Annotated in this window: 15 protein-coding genes; 2 read left to right on the top strand and 13 right to left on the bottom strand. The window is 60.8% G+C overall.

Going from position 1 to position 18,647, the window contains the following annotated elements:
* Positions 1 to 33 precede the first annotated feature (33 nt).
* On the top strand, positions 34 to 261 hold the full coding sequence (locus tag MLC59_RS09735) for a hypothetical protein (RefSeq protein WP_248233811.1): 228 nt from the start codon (positions 34 to 36) through the stop codon (positions 259 to 261).
* 60 nt (positions 262 to 321) lie between these two features.
* Here MLC59_RS09735 and MLC59_RS09730 read toward each other — a convergent pair whose 3' ends face one another.
* From MLC59_RS09730 to cysM, 5 genes are all read right to left on the bottom strand, one after another.
* Complete coding sequence (locus MLC59_RS09730; protein ID WP_248233809.1) at positions 322 to 666, bottom strand: pilin assembly protein; 345 nt, start codon at positions 664 to 666, stop codon at positions 322 to 324.
* 176 nt (positions 667 to 842) lie between these two features.
* Complete coding sequence (gene mazG, locus MLC59_RS09725; protein ID WP_248233807.1) at positions 843 to 1,697, bottom strand: nucleoside triphosphate pyrophosphohydrolase; 855 nt, start codon at positions 1,695 to 1,697, stop codon at positions 843 to 845.
* Positions 1,694 to 3,931, bottom strand: coding sequence for a GTP diphosphokinase (gene relA / locus MLC59_RS09720; protein WP_248233804.1), 2,238 nt, complete (start codon positions 3,929 to 3,931; stop codon positions 1,694 to 1,696). Before relA ends, mazG begins: the two co-directional genes overlap by 4 nt.
* Positions 3,932 to 3,990: 59 nt before the next feature.
* Positions 3,991 to 5,322, bottom strand: a complete 1,332-nt coding sequence (gene rlmD, locus MLC59_RS09715; protein ID WP_248233802.1) for a 23S rRNA (uracil(1939)-C(5))-methyltransferase RlmD — start codon at positions 5,320 to 5,322, stop codon at positions 3,991 to 3,993.
* 27 nt (positions 5,323 to 5,349) lie between these two features.
* Complete coding sequence (gene cysM, locus MLC59_RS09710) at positions 5,350 to 6,243, bottom strand: cysteine synthase CysM (RefSeq protein ID WP_248233800.1); 894 nt, start codon at positions 6,241 to 6,243, stop codon at positions 5,350 to 5,352.
* Positions 6,244 to 6,524: 281 nt separating this feature from the next.
* On the opposite strand from cysM, the gene MLC59_RS09705 reads away from it, so the two are divergent.
* Entirely contained in the window at positions 6,525 to 9,401 is a 2,877-nt protein-coding gene (locus MLC59_RS09705; protein WP_248233797.1) for an ATP-binding protein, read from the top strand.
* Positions 9,402 to 9,528: 127 nt separating this feature from the next.
* On the opposite strand, the gene pdxJ is transcribed toward MLC59_RS09705, so the two are convergent.
* From pdxJ to MLC59_RS09665, 8 genes are all read right to left on the bottom strand, one after another.
* Positions 9,529 to 10,263, bottom strand: a complete 735-nt coding sequence (gene pdxJ / locus MLC59_RS09700) for a pyridoxine 5'-phosphate synthase (RefSeq protein ID WP_248233794.1) — start codon at positions 10,261 to 10,263, stop codon at positions 9,529 to 9,531.
* Between the two features lie 41 nt (positions 10,264 to 10,304).
* Positions 10,305 to 11,027: a DNA repair protein RecO gene (gene recO / locus MLC59_RS09695; RefSeq protein ID WP_248233791.1), complete on the bottom strand. Its 723-nt coding sequence runs from the start codon at positions 11,025 to 11,027 to the stop codon at positions 10,305 to 10,307.
* Positions 11,028 to 11,034: 7 nt separating this feature from the next.
* On the bottom strand, positions 11,035 to 11,952 hold the full coding sequence (gene era / locus MLC59_RS09690) for a GTPase Era (RefSeq protein WP_248233790.1): 918 nt from the start codon (positions 11,950 to 11,952) through the stop codon (positions 11,035 to 11,037).
* Positions 11,949 to 12,641 carry a ribonuclease III gene (rnc, locus tag MLC59_RS09685; RefSeq protein ID WP_248233788.1) on the bottom strand — a complete coding sequence of 231 codons (693 nt, stop codon included), beginning with the start codon at positions 12,639 to 12,641 and terminating at the stop codon, positions 11,949 to 11,951. Before rnc ends, era begins: the two co-directional genes overlap by 4 nt.
* Positions 12,638 to 13,012, bottom strand: a complete 375-nt coding sequence (locus MLC59_RS09680) for a DUF4845 domain-containing protein (protein ID WP_248233786.1) — start codon at positions 13,010 to 13,012, stop codon at positions 12,638 to 12,640. Before MLC59_RS09680 ends, rnc begins: the two co-directional genes overlap by 4 nt.
* A 49-nt stretch (positions 13,013 to 13,061) precedes the next feature.
* Positions 13,062 to 13,880: a signal peptidase I gene (lepB, locus tag MLC59_RS09675; protein ID WP_248233784.1), complete on the bottom strand. Its 819-nt coding sequence runs from the start codon at positions 13,878 to 13,880 to the stop codon at positions 13,062 to 13,064.
* 11 nt (positions 13,881 to 13,891) lie between these two features.
* A complete protein-coding gene (gene lepA / locus MLC59_RS09670; RefSeq protein WP_248233783.1) occupies positions 13,892 to 15,694 on the bottom strand; it encodes a translation elongation factor 4 in 1,803 nt (600 codons plus the stop codon).
* 204 nt (positions 15,695 to 15,898) lie between these two features.
* Positions 15,899 to 18,625 (bottom strand): bifunctional diguanylate cyclase/phosphodiesterase, encoded by a 2,727-nt coding sequence (locus tag MLC59_RS09665; RefSeq protein ID WP_248233780.1) that lies wholly within the window; start codon positions 18,623 to 18,625, stop codon positions 15,899 to 15,901.
* Positions 18,626 to 18,647 lie beyond the last annotated feature (22 nt).

The following is an 18,647-nucleotide window of genomic DNA, read 5'->3' as shown; positions in this document are numbered from 1 at the left end:
CCCAATCGCAAGGGTGATCACACAGGAGATACCATGAAAGTTACTGACTTACCCAAACACTGGCAGGAAGACAGCAAGCCTGCCGAGCGGACCCATGACTACAACCTGCGCCTGCCGCTGGAGGATGCGGCCAGGGTCGCAGCGCTGGCGGAGATGTACCCGGGAAGAAGTGAGACGGATATTCTCAACGATATGATTGCGGCGGCGCTGGATGACCTGGCGGAGAGTACGCCGTTGAAGGATAAGTTGCAGAAAGGCTAAAGCAATGAAAGGCCTCCCGGTAGCCGGGAGTGCCTTCCACCTGACTCGCCTACTAAATGATCAGGCGACCGACACCAACTGACGCTTCTTGAGCTCTTCCATATGCTTCTGGCTCAGGGCCACAAAGCGAGGAGTCAGCCCCACGTCTTCGTAGATTTCGTAGCCTTCCTCATCATGGGCAACGACTTTCTCACCCTGTTCGTAGGGGAACGAAGTCTCGAGCTCATCCAGGGCGGCTGAAAGCAGGTCCCGCATCAGGTCCTGGGGGGACTTCATGGGGTACAGTGCCGCCAGGCGCGACAGCTCCTCGTGGTGTGCGTCTGCCAGTTTGACATAGTAAGGGTCACGGGTCAGCCGCCCTTTTGCGTGCTTGTCCCAGTGTGCGACCAGGTCACGGATCTTCATGCGTAATTACTCCTGCCTTCAACTGCTGCCCGATTGTTCTGGATTCTGAGGGCTATTGCCGGAGAAGACGCCATCGGCCTCTCCCTTCAACCCGCAGTTTAGTTGAATCGTGCAGAATGCAAGCCGGGAAATCGGTAACGATTTGTACTTATTTGTTGTTTTTGCTGACGCAGTGCTCAGTTGCCTGTTGAGCGTTCCACACCCTTGACGCTGTTCCAGATCGCATCCAGATTCTCAAGGGACTCATCTTCCATCACCCTGCCCTGTTCCGCCAGCACCTGCTCGATGGCGCGAAAGCGTGCCTCGAACTTGCGATTGGTACGCCGCAGGGCCTGGTCCGGGTTTACTTTCATAAACCGCGCAAGGTTGACGCAGACAAACATCAGGTCACCGAGTTCGTCCTCCACGTCATCCCGGGCCGCCGGGTCCTCCTGGGCGTTCTCCCAGGCTTCCCGCAGCTCACCGATTTCCTCTTCCAGCTTGTCGAACACCGGGCCGATGTCCGGCCAGTCGAAGCCATAGCGGGCGGCACGCCGTTGCAACTTGTCGGCACGGGTCAGCGCCGGCAGGGACGCGGGTATGTCTTCCAGGCGACTGGAGGGTTCCCGGTTCGCATTCTCCCCCTTTTCCGCGCGCTCCTCGGCCTTGATACGCTCCCAGCTGGCCGCAATCCATTCATCCGTGGGGCGGTTCTCCGGATCGACACGACTTTCCAGGGTGCCCTCGGGGAACACATGGGGGTGGCGACGCAACAGCTTCCGCACCAGGGTATCGACAACGTCGTCGAAGCCGAACAGATCCTGCTCCTGGCCCATCTGTGCATAGAAGATTACCTGGAACAACAGGTCACCCAGCTCTTCCTTCAGGTGCCTGTAATCTTCCCGCTCAATGGTGTCCGCCACTTCGTGGGCTTCCTCCAGGGTATGGGGCACGATGGTGCGGAAGGTCTGCTTCGTATCCCAGGGGCAACCGGTCTCCGGGTCCCGCAGCCGGGCCATCAGGGTTTTCAGGTCGTCGACGGTGTAGCTCATGATCGCTTGCGCCTCACCTCAATGATGTTGGGCAGGTTCCGGATCTGGGCGAGCAGCCGGGCCAGCTGTTCCAGGGTTCGGATTTCCACTGTGACCAGCATGGTTGCCGTGTTCTCATCGATATTCGACAAGGTGTTCAGGGACAGCACATTACTGCGCGAGGCTGTCAGCACCTGGGTAATATCCCGCAGCAGACAATAGCGGTCATAGGCCTCGATCTCGATGTCCACCGGGTAGGTGGCTTCCGGGCGGCCGCCCCAACTGACCTCGATAATGCGGTTGGGCTCGAATTCCTTGTGGTGCAGGAACGTCAGGCAGTCCTGGCGGTGCACCGTTACGCCACGGCCAACGGTGATATAACCGCCGATGGCGTCACCCGGCAACGGCTTGCAACACTTGGCGACCTGGGTCTTGAGCTTGCCCACGCCACGAATCTGGATATCCGAATCGGTCTCGTACTGACCTTTGCGGCTGCCCAGCAGTTTCAGGTCAAGCTGCTGTTCCCGGGGCTCAAGCATCTCCTGGGCCACGTGGGCCACATGGGTAGGACGCAGGTCACCGGCACCGACAGCGGCAAACATGTCCGCGGCGCCCGGATAGTTCACTTTGCGGGCCAGCTCGTCCAGGCTCACGTCGTAGAGGGACAAGCGCTTGAATTCGTCTTCCAGGATGGCCCGGCCGTCGGCAATGTTCTGGTCCCGGTGCTGCTGCTTGAACCAGTGGGTGACCTTGGCGCGGGCACGGGAGGTCTGGATATAACCCAGGCTGGGGTTCAGCCAGTCCCGGCTCGGAGCCTGGTTGTTTGACGTAAGGATATAGACCTGGTCGCCGGTTTTCAGCGGGTAGGTCAACGGTACGATGCGGCCATTCACCCGCGCGCCCCGACAGGCATGCCCCACCTCCGTGTGCACACGGTAGGCAAAGTCCACCGGTGTGGCGCCCTGGGGCAAGTCCACCACATGGCCTTCCGGCGTAAAGACATAGACACGGTCTGACGCAATATCACCGGTAAGGTGATCCGCCAGGCCAGACAGGTCACCCAGCTCCTCCTGCCATTCCAGCACCTGACGCAGCCAGTTGATCTTGGCCTCATAGCCGGTGGAGCGGTTGCCGGTATCCGTACCTTTATAGAGCCAGTGGGCACAAACCCCAAGCTCTGCCTCTTCATGCATCTTGTGGGTACGAATCTGCACCTCCATCACCTTACCCTCGGGCCCGATGACGGCGGTGTGGAGAGACTGGTAGCCGTTCTCCTTGGGGTTGGCAATGTAGTCGTCGAACTCGTTGGGAATATGGCGCCACAGGCTGTGGACGATGCCCAGCGCCCCGTAGCAGTCCCGTACCTCCGGCACCAGCAGGCGTACGGCCCGCACGTCATAAACCTGGGAGAAGTCGATGCCCTTGCGGCGCATTTTCCGCCAGATGCTGTAGATGTGCTTGGCCCGGCCGGCCAGTTCCGCCTGGATACCGGAACGGCGCAATTCATCGCCCAGGTCCTTGAGCACCTTCTGGATATAGCCTTCCCGGTCCAGGCGCTTCTCGTCCAGCTGGCGGGCGATCTTCTTGTACGCGGTCTCGTGCAGGTAGCGGAAGGACAGGTCTTCCAGCTCCCACTTGATATGCCCGATACCCAGGCGGTGGGCCAGGGGCGCGTAGATATCGAAGACTTCCCGGGCGACCCGCATGCGCTTTTCGTAGACAGCGTTCTTGACGGCCCGCAGGGCACAGGTCCGCTCTGCGAGCTTGATCAGGGCCACCCGGACATCGTCGATCATGGTGACCAGCATCTTGCGGACATTATCCAGCTGGCCTTCCGTCTGGCCCAGTACGGTCCCTTTCAGGGGGTGATGGATAGCGGAGATTGCCGCCATCTGCACCACACCCTGGATCAGGCCGGCCACTTCGTCACCGAATTCCTTCCGGATTTCGTCCAGCTCTATACGGCCTTCGCGCACGGCACGGTAAAGGATGGCCGCCACCAAGCTGGCCTGGTCCAGGTGCAACTCCACCAGCACCTGGGCCATTTCAATACCGGTGTGGAAGCTGCTGGCACCCGGTGCCCACAGTCGGTCCTCTTCCACGGCCCGGCGATCGATTTCCGCGCTGAGCTCACAGGCCCGGCGAAACTGGTCCGGATTCTCAAGGCGGGTCTGGGCTTCGATCTGCCTTACCCAGCCTTCGATATCCACCTGTCCATCTGCGGTAACCGCGTAGTCTTCCCGTACCTTTACCATGCTTTTGCTGCCGTTAGTGTCCTTTACCGGGCCATGCCCTTGCCATGCTCAGTTCGCTCTCAGATTTTTTCGAACAGGGCGATGGATTCCACGTGGGTGGTGTGAGGGAACATGTCCATCACGCCCGCCTGTACCAGGCGATACCCCTTACTGACAATTACACCCGCATCCCGCGCCAGGGTGGCCGGGTTGCAGGAAACATACACAATGCGCTTTGCGCCAAACGCTGTGAGATGCTCACAGATTTCCTGGGCACCCGACCGCGGCGGATCTATCAGAATCCGGTCGAAGCCTTCGGTGGCCCAGCTTTCACCGGTGAAGTCGCCCTGCAGGTTGGCGCCGTGGAACGTGACATTGGAAAGGCCGTTAAGTTCGGCATTCTCACGCCCGCGCACAACCATGGCATCGTCACCTTCCACGCCAACCACCTGGCCCGCCTTGCGAGCCAGTGGCAGGGTAAAGTTGCCAAGGCCGCAGAACAAATCCAGCACCCGGTCACCGGGCTGCACATCCAGCCAGTCGATGGCACGGTGTACCATGCGCTGGTTAATGTCGGCGTTAACCTGGGTGAAGTCCATGGGATGGAACTTCATGGTCAGGTCAAATTCCGGTAGCTGATAGCTGAGCCGCTCCTCGCCGGTTTCCGGCCAGATGCGGTGCACGGTATCCGGCCCCTTGGGCTGCAGGTAGATATGCAAGTCATGGGCCTGGCCGAAGGCCACCAGGGCCGCGCGATCAGCGTCACTCAGGGGTACCATGTTACGGAAGATCATGGTGGCCACGTCATCGCCACAGGCCACTTCTACCTGGGCGATGTTCTGGAAAGCCTCCATCCGATAAATCAGCTTTCTCAAATCATCGATGCGCTCGCCAATGCGGGGATCGAGCACCACGCAACGGTCAATATCTGCCAGGAAGCTGTTGCGCTTCTCCCGGAAGCCCACCAGTACCGAATCCCGCTTGCTGACGAAGCGCACCCCAAGGCGCGCCTTGCGCCGGTAACCCAGCGGCGGCGAACGCATGGGCTCGATCCACTGCTCCGGCTCAATGCCCCCGAAATGGGCAAAGTGCTCCCGCAGGGTGTTCTCCTTGAACCGGATCTGGGCGTCGGGAGCCATATGTTGAAGGCTGCAACCGCCACACAGATCGGCATATTCACAGGGCGGCGTAGCGCGCTCCGGTGACGCCTCCAGCACTTCTTCGGTGCGCAGCTCATCGAACTTGCTGCGGGTGGAGATCATCCTGGCCATTACCCGCTCACCGGGCAGCGCGCCGTCCACGAAACGGGTCTTGCCCTCTTCCCGGGCGATGCCCCGGCCGTCGTGGCTCAGGGTTTCAATGGTGCACGGCAATGGCTCTTTCGGCAGAGGTTTCCTGCGTCTGCGGCTCATATAAAGGTCTCTGGAAATCGGTAAGTATCAGGCGCCGGGAAATACGCCGGTAGACAGGTAGCGGTCGCCGCGGTCACAGATAATGGCGACAATGACAGCGTTTTCAACCTGCTGTGACAGCTTGAGGGCAGCGGCGATGGAGCCGCCGGACGAAACCCCGCAGAAAATACCTTCTTCACGGGCCAGCGCCCGCATGGTTTCCTCGGCTTCGTCCTGGCCTACGTCCAGAACCTGGTCAACGCGGGTGGCATCGTAGATTCTGGGCAGGTACTCCTCGGGCCAGCGGCGGATGCCCGGAATGGAAGAACCTTCCCTCGGCTGTAACCCGATAATCTGCACATCCGGGTTGCGCTCCTTGAGATAGCGGGACACACCCATAATGGTGCCGGTGGTGCCCATGGAGCTGACAAAGTGCGTCACCCTGCCCTTGGTCTGCTCCCAGATTTCCGGGCCGGTGGTGCGGTAATGGGCCAGCGGATTATCCGGGTTGGCGAACTGGTCCAGCACGGTACCCTCGCCCTCCTCCTGCATGCGGGTCGCCAGGTCCCGGGCGCCTTCCATGCCCTCTTCCTTGCTGACGGTAATGATTTCGGCGCCATAGGCTCGCATGGAGGCCCGGCGCTCTTCGCTCATGTTGGCCGGCATGATCAGCTTCATGCGGTAACCCTTGATCGCCGCCGCCATCGCCAGGGCGATACCGGTGTTGCCGCTGGTGGCTTCAATGATGGTGTCGCCCGGACGGATTTCGCCGCGCTTTTCCGCCTCCTGGATCATGCTGATGGCTGGCCGGTCCTTCACCGAGCCGGCAGGGTTGTTGCCTTCCAGCTTGGCCAGGACAACGTTGCTGGTATCGCCGGGCATTCGCTGCAGGCGAACCAGTGGGGTATGACCGACATAATCCTCGATGGTAGGGAAATGCATGGCGTTCGCGCTCCTCGTCGATATGGGCTGCCCTTCAGGAGTCCGTGCCATCCAAGACTCCTTCACAGCTTTTCTGCACGCCTATGTTACACTTATGGCGCTTCTGAAGCAGGTACTGGAAGGCCGTTCAGGACACAGGATGCGCATCATACCCGCATCCGGGCGGCTCGCCCAATAGAGGATGCCGCTATGGCCATGCCAGGCGGCTATAAGGCCAGCTTCGAGTGCCAGGCCACACCAGGGAAGCCAACCAGGGATCGGGCAAGAGGTAGAAAATCCGTATGCGTCGTTGGGGTATTCGAAAAAAAGTCCTGCTGGTCACCCTGGTTCCCACGCTGATCACAACGGTATTGCTGGGGCTCTTCTTTACCTGGAGCTGGGTGCAGAACATCAACCAGTTGCTGGACGACCGTGGCGACTCCCTGTCCCGGCAACTGGCAGCAGCCGCCGAATACGGGATGTTCACCGCCAACCGCAGCCTGTTGAGCAGCCTGTCCAACGCCCTGCTGGAAGAGCAGGACGTTCGCTCCATCACCTTCTATAACGCCCGCCAGGAGCGCCTGCTCCACACCGGTCCCGCCAGCACCTTTGAAAAGCTCGAGGAATTTCCCCGGACGGCGGTTTCCCACTGGCCCTCGGCTGGCAACACGGTATTCATTTCCCCGGTGTACCTGCAGGACCTGATGCTGGAAAACCTGCTGGACCTGGAGTCCCGCAGCGCACCGCCGGATACCCTGGAACCCATCGGCTGGGCCGCAGTGGAAATGTCCCATGTGCGCACCGAAAAGGAAACCTGGAAGGCGTTGTTCATTTCTCTGCTGATGATCGTTGCCGGAGTACTCCTGAGCCTGGCTATTGCGCTGCGCCTTAGCCGATCGTTCACCGAACCGGTCTTCGAACTCAACCGCGCGGTTGCGCGCCTCAAGGAAGGTCACCTGGATACCCGGGTACACACGGGCGCCGGGCCCGAGTTCGAGCAGCTGGAGTCCGGCCTCAATGCAATGGCCGAGGAACTCAGCAAGGCCCAGGCCGAAATGCAGCAGAACATCGACCAGGCCACCGAAGACCTGCGGGAAACCCTGGAAACGATCGAAATCCAGAACATCGAGCTGGACTTCGCCCGCAAGGACGCCCTGGAGGCCAGCCGCATCAAGTCGGAATTCCTGGCCAACATGTCCCACGAAATCCGCACTCCGCTCAACGGCATTATCGGCTTCACCGAACTGCTGCTGAAAAGCCCGTTGCAGAAACAGCAGGCAGAGCACCTGAACACCATTCGCAAGTCCTCGGAAATCCTGCTGACCATTATCAATGACATCCTGGATTTCTCGAAGATCGAGGCCGGCAAACTGATCCTCGACCGGGTGCCCTTCCATCTCAGGGAAATTGTCGAGGAGGTCATGGTAATGCTGGCGCCCGCGGCACACAGCAAGAACCTGGACCTGGTGCACCTGGTCTACGCCGACGTGCCCGACAACATCATGGGGGATCCGCTGCGGGTGAAGCAGGTGATCACCAACCTGGTCAACAACGCCATCAAGTTCACCCAGACCGGCGAAGTAGTGCTGCGGGCGAGCCTGGAAGCCGAGGACACGGAAACCAACCAGGTCACCCTGCGCATCAGTATTACCGACTCCGGCGTGGGCCTGTCCCGGGCCCAGCAGCAGTCACTGTTCAACGCGTTCAGCCAGGCAGATGCCTCCACGGCCCGCCAGTACGGCGGCACTGGCCTCGGCCTGGTCATATCCAAGCGCCTGGTGGAAGAGATGGGCGGCACCATCAGCCTGGAAAGCGAACTGGGCAAGGGCTCCACCTTCTGGTTCACCCTGACGACGGAACTGTCCACCCGCACCGATGCCTCACTGCCCCACGATGCCCTGCGAGGGGAGCGGGTGATCTACCTGGAGCAACAGAAAACCAGTGGCCTGGCGGTAGAGCACACACTGCGGGACTGGGGCATGCAGGTAGTGCGAGCCGGGTCACCGGCTGACTTGCTGGAACGGGTCGAAGAAGCCCAGCAGAACCAGTCCGGCTTTGCCCTGGCCATGGTTGGCATCAGCCGGAACCTGCTCAACTCCAGCCAGTACCGGGAACTGATCCACAAGCTGGAAGTGGACCGGGACTGCCGCACCCTGTTGCTGACACCGACCCTGGAAACCCACGATACGGCGCTCTCCGGCCTGACCAGTGGGCACCTGACGAAGCCGGTTTGCCGTGAGCCCCTGTATGATGAGCTGTTAATGCTGGTACACGGTATTGATGCCCGCCAACGACCAGTGGACCAGGCTCGCCCCGGTGCCGCACTGCCGCCACCGAGGCAGTCTTCGAACCAGCCCCGGGTCATGGCGGTGGACGACAACGAAGCCAACCTGAAACTGGTGCTTACCCTGCTCAATGATTGCGGCATTCCCGCCGAGGGCGCCGCCAGCGGCTTTGAGGCCCTGAGCAAGGCCCGCAGCCAGGGCTTCGATCTGATTTTCATGGATCTGCAGATGCCCGGCATGGACGGCGTTGAAACCACGGCACGCCTGCGGGGACTGGATGACTCCCACCACCGCAGCGCCATTATTGCCCTCACCGCCCACGCCCTGGCAGACGAACAGGAGCGGCTGATGCAGCAAGGTTTCGACGGTTACCTCGCCAAACCGGTCAACAGTCAGCAACTGATGGATACCCTGGCGGACTTCACTGGCTACCAGCCTCCCGAGGCCAGCCGGCGCCAGGACAACATAGCGCAGTTCCGGGACACTCGCCGCCCCTTGCGGCCGTCTACCCGACGGCGGCAGAAGCCGGTGGTGGATGTGGCGGAGAGCATTCGCCTGGCCGCCGGCAAGGTAGACCTGGCCGAGGAGTTGTTCAGCATGCTGCTGGAGCAACTGCGACCGGACCAGGCCACCATTCGCCAATGCTGGGCCGCGGAGGACTACGATGCGGTCCTGGAATGCGTGCACAAACTGCACGGTGCGACGCGATATTGCGGTGTTCCGGAATTGAGGGAGGCCTCGGAGCAGTTCGAAACGGCCCTCAAACGCCGCAACGAGGATGTGGAGTCGTTACGAGATAATCTTCTGGCCGCGATGGAGCGACTGGATATCTGGGGTGATCAGACGGACTGGCAGGCTTTGTTTCGGCGTAGTGATGAGGTGAATCCTGTTTAGCTTTTGTTCCAGCCTGGGGGCTTTCGTGAAGAGGCCAAGGCCATGGGGGTACTTTTCCCGTAAGAAAAGCTTACCCCTCCTGTACCCCACTCCCGAATTCTGACAGGCTTTCACCGGCCAAACCGCACTAACTGCGAGCCTGGTCCAGAATCGCCCGCATATCCCGGACCGCCTCTTTCAGGCCGGTAAACACCGCCCGGGCGATGATGGCATGGCCGATATTGAGCTCATTGATGCCGGGAATGGCCGCCACCGCAAGGGTGTTGTGGTAGTTCAGCCCATGACCAGCATTGACCACCAGTCCCTTGCGCCGGGCGTATTCCACCGCCTGCTTGAGGTTTTCAAGGGTATGGGCCTGCTCTGTTGGCGTATCTGCCTCGGCGTATTCGCCGGTATGGAGCTCGATTACCGGGGCACCACAACGCACCGCGGCGTCAATCTGAACCGGGTCCGGGTCGATGAACAGGGAAACCTCCGCTCCGATGCGAGCCAGCCGGTCGCAGGCCCGGGCCACCCGTTCCTCGTTGCCGTCCACATCCAGGCCGCCCTCTGTGGTCAGTTCCTCCCGCTTTTCCGGCACCAGGCACACGCATTCCGGCCGTACGTTCTCGGCGAAACTGAGCATGGCATCGGTGACCGCCATCTCCAGGTTCATGCGGGTATTCAGGGTCTGGCGCATCAGCAGCACGTCACGGTCCTGGATGTGGCGACGGTCTTCCCGGGGATGGATGGTGATGCCATCGGCACCGGCCTCCTCTGCCACCATGGCCGCCTGGACCGGGTCCGGGAAGCGGGTGCCCCGGGCCTGCCTGAGGGTGGCCACGTGGTCGACGTTGACTCCGAGCAATACACGATCTTTCATGGCTGCCGTCCTGTGTTGATCAATACGGGGATGGATGGAAATCAGGCCGAGCCTGAACGCCCGCTAAAAAGGGCACGACTGTTCAGAGGCTTACCCTGTAACAAAAAGTCGGTCAGCGACCGCATGACCTGTTTTGCGACCCGCCGGGCTTCGGGGTTATGGAGATCGCCTGAGGCCAGTGCCAATAGTGCCTGGCCAGGCAGTCCCCGCAAGCGGGTATGCTCCACCGGGGTAGCCAGTATGCCCTGCTGGGGATCGTAACAATAGCGCTGGCCGGCCTGGACCGGTTGCCCGAGATCGGTGGCCTCATCCCAGGTGAAGCCGTATCCGAGGCTGTCGGCCAGGGCCATTTCAAACTGGCGTAGTACCGGTTCCACGTCGCCGTCCGCTGACGCCAGTTGATCGAGGGCCTCGATGTACGCCGCAAACAGCTCCTGGGCCGGGTCAAAGGGAGACAGCAGTTTCTGCAACAGTTCGTTCAGGTAGAACCCGCTGTACAATGCTGTGCCATTGCCGAGCTTAGCGCCCGGGCGGGTATCGGTATGGGTCAGGGTCTTGAGATCGGCGCGGCCGGTCCAGTCCACCAGCAGGGGCTGGAAGGGTTGCAGCTGCGCCTTGAGGGCACTGCGGGCGCTGTTGGCGCCCCGTGCCACCACACCGACCTTGCCGTGGTTCAGGGTCAGCAGGTCTACCAGCAGACTGGTTTCGCGGAAGGGGCGCCGGTGCAGCACATAGGCGGGCTCCTGTTGTACCTGCCCTGCCATCACGCCCTCAGCTGTCGTGCATACCCAGGCTTTTCAGGGCCCGGTCGCTGTCGGCCCAGCCACGCTTTACCTTGACCCACAGCCGCAACATGACCTTGCCGTCAAACATGCGCTCCATATCGGCACGGGCCTCCTGACCGATTCGGCGCAGTCGCTCCCCCTTGTCACCGATGACGATCTTCTTCTGCCCTTCCCGCTCAACGAGGATCAGTGCCGAGATGTGCAGGGTCTTGCCATCGTGGCGGAATTCCTCGATTTCCACTGCCACTGAATACGGCAGTTCGGCCCCCAGCTGGCGGGTAATCTTTTCCCGTACCATCTCGGCAGCCACGAAGCGCTCGCTGCGGTCGGTGATCTGGTCATCCGGGTAGAAGTGGACACTCTGCGGCAGAAAGCGGGAGACCGCTTCTTCCAGGGGTTCGATGTTCTGTTCCTTCAACGCGGACATGGGGATGATTTCGGCAAACTCCCGCTTTGCCGCCAGCTCTTCCAGTACCGGCAGCAGGGTTTCCCGCTTCTCCAGCTTGTCCACCTTGTTCACCGCCAGGATCACCGGGCAGGTCAGGTGAGTCAGCTTGTTCAGCACCATCTCGTCCGCCGGGGTCCAGTGATGGCGGTCCACCACGAACACCACCACATCCACGTGCTTGAGGGCGGCAGAGGCGGCGCGGTTCATGTAACGGTTCAGGGCCCGGGGCTCTTCCTCGTGCATACCCGGGGTGTCCACGTAGATGGCCTGGACCGGTCCCTCGGTCTTGATACCCAGGATCTGGTGGCGGGTGGTCTGGGGCTTGCGGGAGGTAATGCTGAGCTTCTGACCCAGGATATGGTTCAGCAGCGTGGACTTGCCTACATTGGGGCGGCCTACGATGGCCACAAAACCGCAGCGGCTGTCGGCGTTGTCGGGCCGGGTAATGTCATTCATTCGTTGGTCTCCACACCCAGCTGCCTGAGAGCAGCACGGGCGGCCTGCTGCTCGGCGATACGACGGCTGCTGCCGACGCCGGTGGTCTTGCGGTCAAGTGAAGGCATGGCACAGGACACATGGAAGGTCTGGGCATGGGCTTCGCCATCGACCGAGATCACATCGTACCGGGGCAGCGGAAATTGTCGCGACTGCAGGTATTCCTGCAGGCGGGTCTTGGGGTCTTTCTGGGTATCCTGGATATCCAGGCGCTCCAGGCGCTTGTCGAACCAGGACAGCACCCGCTCCCGGCAGGTATCGAAACTGCTGTCCAGGTAGATGGCACCGATAATCGACTCAACGGCATCGGCCAGGATCGAGTCCCGGCGGAAACCACCACTTTTCATTTCACCCGATCCCAGCCGCAGGTACTGGCCCAGTTCGAACTCACGGCCGATTTCCGCCAGGGTCACGCCCTTTACCATCCTCGCCCGCAGGCGACTCAGCTGCCCTTCCCGGGCCCGCTCGAAGTGATGGTACAGGTGCTCGGCAATGATCATGTTTACCAGCGAGTCACCAAGGAACTCCAGCCGCTCGTTATTCTGGTTACCGAAGCTGCGATGGGTCATCGCCAGCAAGAGCAGTTCCGGATCGTTGAACTGGTAGCCTATGCGACGTTGCAGTCTGTCCAGGTCGGGTTGGTTTATCACTGTCCTGTCAGCTCGTAGAAGTGATTGAAACTGATTACCGCATCCACATTGGATACCACATGGGTGCGGACTTCGTAATCCAGGGTGATGATTACGATATCACCATCCTTTTCAATCTGGATGTCCTTGGCATTGAAGCCGTCAACATTGTTGACGCTCAGGCGCTTGGTCACCAGGCGCCGCACATCCGCCGGTGTCATCTTGGACAGCCCTTCTTCACCGTCGAGGCCTTCAAGGGCTCCCTGAACAGTGTAGTCATCAAGGTAGGCGGGGCCCAGTTTGATCACCAGTGTCAGCAGGCTGGCAAAGAACAGCACCGCAACCAGGATACCCAGGGTGGAAGCGCCACGCTGTTGGAAGTATTGGTTCATACACACGTACCTCATGTAAGCGGCGGTAAGCCGACAAACGTTCGCAAACTCAGTCGATGAGTCCTACCCGGTCAAACGAGGGCAGGCTGGTGATGGAGGGCCACTGCATCCAGATCAGGAATGCCTTGCCCACCACCATCTCATCCGGAACCATACCCCAGAAGCGGCTGTCATTACTGTTATCCCGGTTGTCTCCCATCATGAAGTAGTGCTCATCCGGAACAATCCATTCACCCTCCCCCACGCCGGACCTGGCGCCCAGGTTCCGGTAAACCAGGTGTTCAACATCCCCCAGCTGCTCTTCCAGCATTTCATAGGGGGGCAGGTTGGCGACGAACCGCGTTGGCACCCGTTCGCCGTTTACAAACAGCTCCTTGTTGCGGTAACCGATCCGATCCCCTGGCAGGCCCACCACGCGCTTGATGTAATTGGTGGTGCCGTCTTCAGGGTAACGAAAGACCATGACATCGCCCCGCTCGGGGTCACCGATATCGACGACCTTGGTGCCGGCCACGGGCAACCGCAGGCCGTAGGCGTATTTGTTCACCAGGATGAAATCACCCACTTCGAGGGTCGGCAGCATGGACCCGGAGGGAATCTGGAAAGGCTCGACCAGGAACGAGCGCAGCACCAGCACGATGGCCAGTACCGGGAAGAAGGAACGACTCAGATCGACCAGGTAGGGCTCCGGCGGCCTGGCGTTGTCATCCCCGGCGTCGTCCGCTGAACTTCCGCTGGCGACTGCGGCGCCCCCGGAGGCCTCCCAGGCGGCTTCCCGTTTTGGCCGCAGGAACAGCTTGTCCCCCAGCCAGATAATGCCGGTGGCAAAGGTCAGCACGACCAGGATCAGCGGAAAATTGATGTCCATTCAGTAAAGCCCTAGTTATCCACTTTCAGCACCGCCAGGAAGGCCTCCTGGGGTACCTCGACATTACCCAGCTGCTTCATCCGCTTCTTGCCTTCCTTTTGCTTCTGCAGCAGCTTCTTCTTACGACTGACGTCGCCACCGTAACACTTGGCGGTGACGTTTTTGCGCAGTGCCTTGACGGTGACCCGCGCGATGACCTGGTTGCCGATAGACGCCTGGATGGCAATATCGAACATCTGCCGGGGGATAAGCTCCTTCATCTTCTCGATCAGCGCGCGGCCCCGATAATGGGCCTGGTCGCGGTGCACGATCAACGCCAGGGCATCGACCCGGTCGCCGTTGATCATCACATCCAGCCGCACCAGGTTGGCCGGCTGGAAGCGCACGAAGTGGTAATCCAGTGAAGCAAAGCCCCGGCTGGCAGACTTGATGCGATCAAAGAAGTCCAGCACTACCTCTGCCATCGGCAGTTCATAGGAAAGCTGAACCTGGTTGGCCAGGAACAGCATGTTCTTCTGTACCCCGCGCTTTTCCTCGCACAGGGCAATGACGTTACCCAGGTGCTCCTGTGGCACCAGGATATTGGCCTCCACGATGGGCTCGCGCATTTCCTCGATGGAGCCGATATCCGGCAGGCGGGAGGGATTGTCCACCGCCATCACCTCGCCACTGCGGGTCACTACCTCGTAGATAACCGTGGGTGCCGTGGTGATCAGGTCAATGTCGTATTCCCGCTCCAGCCGCTCCTGGATGATTTCCATGTGCAGCATGCCCAGGAAACCACAGCGGAAGCCGAAGCCCAGGGCATCGGAGTTCTCGGGTTCGTAGAACAGCGAGGCGTCGTTGAGGGTCAGCTTCTCGAGGGCATCCCGGAAGTCTTCGTAGTCGTCGGCACTGACCGGGAACAGGCCGGCGTAGACCTGGGGTTTGACCTTCTTGAAACCAGGGATCATCGGGGTTTCTTCGGCATACTTCTGGTGCACGATGGTGTCACCCACCGGGGCGCCGTGAATATCCTTGATACCAGCCACCACGAAGCCCACGTCGCCGGTGCTCAATTCGCCGGTGTCTTTGAGCTTCGGGGTGAAAATGCCCACCCGGTCGGCATTCCAGGCCTTGCCGGTGGACTTGATCTGGATCTTGTCGCCCTTGCGCATCACGCCCTGGCGGATACGCACCAGGGACACCACGCCAAGGTAGTTATCAAACCAGGAGTCAATGATCAGCGCCTGCAACGGAGCCTTATCGTCACCTTCGGGAGGTGGTATGCGCTTGATCAGGTCTTCCAGCACATCCTCCACACCCAGGCCGCTCTTGGCACTGCAGCGGACCGCGTCCTGGGCTTCGATACCGATGATGTCTTCGATTTCCTGTGCGACCCGCTCGGGCTCGGCCTGGGGCAGGTCCATCTTGTTCAGTACCGGCACCACCTCGAGTCCCTGCTCAATGGCGGTATAGCAGTTGGCAACGGACTGCGCCTCCACGCCCTGGCCAGCATCCACCACCAGCAGCGCGCCCTCACAGGCGAAGAGTGAGCGGGATACTTCGTAGGAGAAGTCTACGTGGCCGGGGGTATCGATAAAGTTAAGCTTGTACTCGATACCGTCCCGCGCCTTGTAGTTCAGGGTGACGCTCTGGGCCTTGATGGTGATGCCCCGTTCCCGCTCCAGGTCCATGGAGTCCAGCACCTGTTCCGCCATCTCGCGGTCCGTCAGACCGCCGCAAACCTGGATAAACCGGTCCGCCAGCGTGGACTTGCCATGGTCAATGTGGGCGATGATCGAGAAGTTACGAATGCGGCTCAGTTCAGTCACAGACAAATGGTTACCCGTAGCAGACGTGTTCACCGGGCAGCAGGTACCCATGGGCACCTGGAAGGCGCTGCCCTCACGATGGAGAATTTCAGGGCCGGTCTGTCAATAAACTACCCGGCGCCTGCAAAGGCGGGATTTTACCGGTTGTCCGGCCTCATTACCATCGGCCTTCGCCGCCCGCGGCTGCGGGATTATGCGCACAGATCACGGAATTAACGCCCGCTCGTACTGGTTGACCAGGTAACTGATCAGGGAATCCTCGTCCAGCGGGTGGCTGAACAGATTCCCCTGGCACTGGGCACAGCCGGCCTGTTGCAGGAACTGCAGCTGATGGGGCGTTTCTACACCCTCAGCCACCACGGTCAGTCGCAGCTTGCGGGCAAGGGCGACTACCGCCGACGCAACATCGGTGGCATTGGAGTTATAGGGAATGTCGCGGATAAAGCGGTCATCGATCTTGACGGCATCCAGGGGCAGTTGCTGCAAGGCCGCCAGTGAACAGGCGCCACTGCCAAAGTCATCCAGTATCAACCGGGCACCGGTGTCATGGAGGGCGTTCAGTAACACCCTCAGGGTGCGGGGATCTTCGTTCAGCAAGGCCGCCGGTAACTCCAGCTCAAGGCGGTCCGGCATAACACCGGTTTCTGTGATGATGCGCCTGAACAGGTCAAGGAACCCCGGATCGGTAGCCTGCCGTACCGACAGGTTCACCGCCACCTGCAAGCGCTCGAAGCCGGCGCGCTCAAGGGCCTGGATCTGGATACAGGCCTGTCGCAAAGCCATCTCGCCCAGACGGATGATCAGGCCGGACTCTTCTGCCAGGGTAATAAACTGCTGGGCCGAGATGATCCCCCGCTCAGGGTGCTGCCAGCGCAGGAAAGCCTCTACCCCGACAACCTGCTGGGCATCGAGGTCCACCTTGGGCTGGTAATGCAGAACGAACCGGTCCTCGTTCAGGGCATTGGCCAGCTCTTCCTGCTGCAACAGCCGGCGGGCGGCCTGCAGGTTCATGGCCGGGGTGAAGAACTGATAGTTATTGCGCCCCCGTTCCTTGGCACGATACATGGCGAGGTCGGCGTATTTCATCAATACGCCGGGATCTTCGCTGTCATGGGGAATCATGGTCACCCCGATACTCACGGTGATGCCCACTTCGTGTTCGTTCAGTCGCACCCGCTGACACAGCCGCCGCAGGATGGTTTCAGCCACCTTTGCCGTCGCCTGCGGCCCGCTGATGCGGGACAGCAGCACCACAAATTCGTCGCCCCCCAGACGAGCCACCGAGTCCTCCTCGCGCAGGCAACCGGTGAGCCATCGGGCAACATGCCCGAGCAACTGATCACCGGCATCATGCCCCAGGGTATCGTTGATGCGCTTGAAGCCGTCCAGGTCGAGGAACATCAGTGCGGCGGCCTCCTGGCTGCGACGGCTGCGCCGGACCACGTGGGCCAGCCGGTCCCGGAACAACTGCCGGTTGGCGAGCCCGGTGAGCGGATCGTAGAAGGCCAGCCGGTGTAACTCTGACTGAGCCGCACGAAGCTGGGTGAGGTCGCGCAGGCTAAGCACCAGGCCCTCAACCCCGGGAACGTCCAGCATCGAGGTAAATGAGCCTTCCATCTCACGCCACTCACCGGCCGTATCCCGGATACGTGCCCGCACCACCGGCATCTGAATGCCCGGTCTCCCCAGGGCCTCCCGGAATCCATCCTGAAGCCGGGGCCAGTCGTCGCGGTGCACCCTGGCTTCAGAGGGCATACCTAGGACTTCATCCGGCTCATAGCCCAGAATGGTGTTACACGATGGGCTGACATACGTGGCCCGGCCCTTACGGTCGAGCACCACCGTGATATTGCTGGCCCCCTCGGTAATAGCGCGATAACGGCCAGCCCCCATCTGGGCAAGTACGCGGGAACGGATCAGCGCCAGCGAGAACGCAAACAGCAGCAGGCTGACCAGGATCCCCGAGCCCAGCACGATGGACGGGCGCGGGTCGGATGCAAGGAAGTCAAACGCCGGTGTAGAGCGGGTCTGTATGAGCCAGGTACGACCACCGTATTTGATCGTCTGGGTCTTCTCAAAGCTGAAATCCTCATCCAGGGACCCCAGGTTGGAGCCGTACATCAGGGTTTCGCGCCCCATATTGCTGCCGTCGTAGATCCGCACATCGAGGAAGGGGGAAATCAGCCCGACAATTCCGTCCAGCAGGTTGTTGGTACGAAAGGCACTGAACACAAAGCCCTTGAGCAACATGCGCCGCTCCGCCAGGGACTGGGGCACCACGCCACCGTGATAGACCGGGTAGTACATGAGAAAGCCCGCCTGGTCCTCGGCGAGCACCTCCTGTACCAGCACCACCTTGCCGGTGACGACGGGGCTGGCCGTATCGCGGGCCCTCTGAATGGCTTGCCGGTGAATGGGGTCGTGGTAGGCGTCATAGCCAAAGGCCCGGCGGTTACGTTCCGTGGCCGGTTCCAGGTAGACGATGGGGTAGAACTCCGGCCGCAGTCCCCGGGGCTGGACCACATACCCTTCCAGTCCTTCAGCTTGCAGTTCCCGGAGGTGGCCATGGAGCTCGTCGATCGTGATGCGACGGCTATAGCCGATACCCTGAATGCCCGGGTAATAACGATCAATATTGACCTTGTCGATATAGGTCCGCCACGCTTCCCGTGACACCTCCCCTGCCACGGAAAACAGGCCGGCACTGCCCGCCAGCACCTGTTCGTAGTTAAGCAGGCGCTCTTCAATGGCGGTCTTGAGCTGCAGTGACTGGGTGTTGAAACGACTTTCAGTGCGGTCTTCTACAAGGCGTCGGGAAAGTTCCCACAGGGCCGCAGTGGCGCAGAGGGCGATAACCAGGACCAGCCAGGCCATGCGGGCGTAGCGGGGCCGGAGGAGCTCCCTGAGGGTAATATCCTTTTTGTCGATCATGTCCGAGTCCGTTCCCTGGAAA

It is taken from the genome of Marinobacter bryozoorum (genome assembly GCF_023156245.1).
GTDB classification, from domain to species: Bacteria; Pseudomonadota; Gammaproteobacteria; order Pseudomonadales; family Oleiphilaceae; genus Marinobacter; species Marinobacter bryozoorum.
The sequence above is the reverse complement of the archived record's forward strand: the minus strand, read 5'-3'. Positions and strand labels throughout refer to the sequence as shown.

Coding starts and splice junctions, on each gene's coding strand:
- recO (WP_248233791.1), bottom strand. CDS start 11,027: ATGGCAGGGCAGGTACAACAGGAGCCCGCCTATGTGCTGCACCGGCGC.
- MLC59_RS09730 (WP_248233809.1), bottom strand. CDS start 666: ATGAAGATCCGTGACCTGGTCGCACACTGGGACAAGCACGCAAAAGGG.
- MLC59_RS09705 (WP_248233797.1), top strand. CDS start 6,525: ATGCGTCGTTGGGGTATTCGAAAAAAAGTCCTGCTGGTCACCCTGGTT.
- MLC59_RS09680 (WP_248233786.1), bottom strand. CDS start 13,012: ATGAACCAATACTTCCAACAGCGTGGCGCTTCCACCCTGGGTATCCTG.
- mazG (WP_248233807.1), bottom strand. CDS start 1,697: ATGAGCTACACCGTCGACGACCTGAAAACCCTGATGGCCCGGCTGCGG.
- MLC59_RS09735 (WP_248233811.1), top strand. CDS start 34: ATGAAAGTTACTGACTTACCCAAACACTGGCAGGAAGACAGCAAGCCT.
- MLC59_RS09665 (WP_248233780.1), bottom strand. CDS start 18,625: ATGATCGACAAAAAGGATATTACCCTCAGGGAGCTCCTCCGGCCCCGC.
- cysM (WP_248233800.1), bottom strand. CDS start 6,243: ATGCATTTCCCTACCATCGAGGATTATGTCGGTCATACCCCACTGGTT.
- pdxJ (WP_248233794.1), bottom strand. CDS start 10,263: ATGAAAGATCGTGTATTGCTCGGAGTCAACGTCGACCACGTGGCCACC.
- era (WP_248233790.1), bottom strand. CDS start 11,952: ATGAATGACATTACCCGGCCCGACAACGCCGACAGCCGCTGCGGTTTT.
- relA (WP_248233804.1), bottom strand. CDS start 3,931: ATGGTAAAGGTACGGGAAGACTACGCGGTTACCGCAGATGGACAGGTG.
- lepB (WP_248233784.1), bottom strand. CDS start 13,880: ATGGACATCAATTTTCCGCTGATCCTGGTCGTGCTGACCTTTGCCACC.
- rlmD (WP_248233802.1), bottom strand. CDS start 5,322: ATGAGCCGCAGACGCAGGAAACCTCTGCCGAAAGAGCCATTGCCGTGC.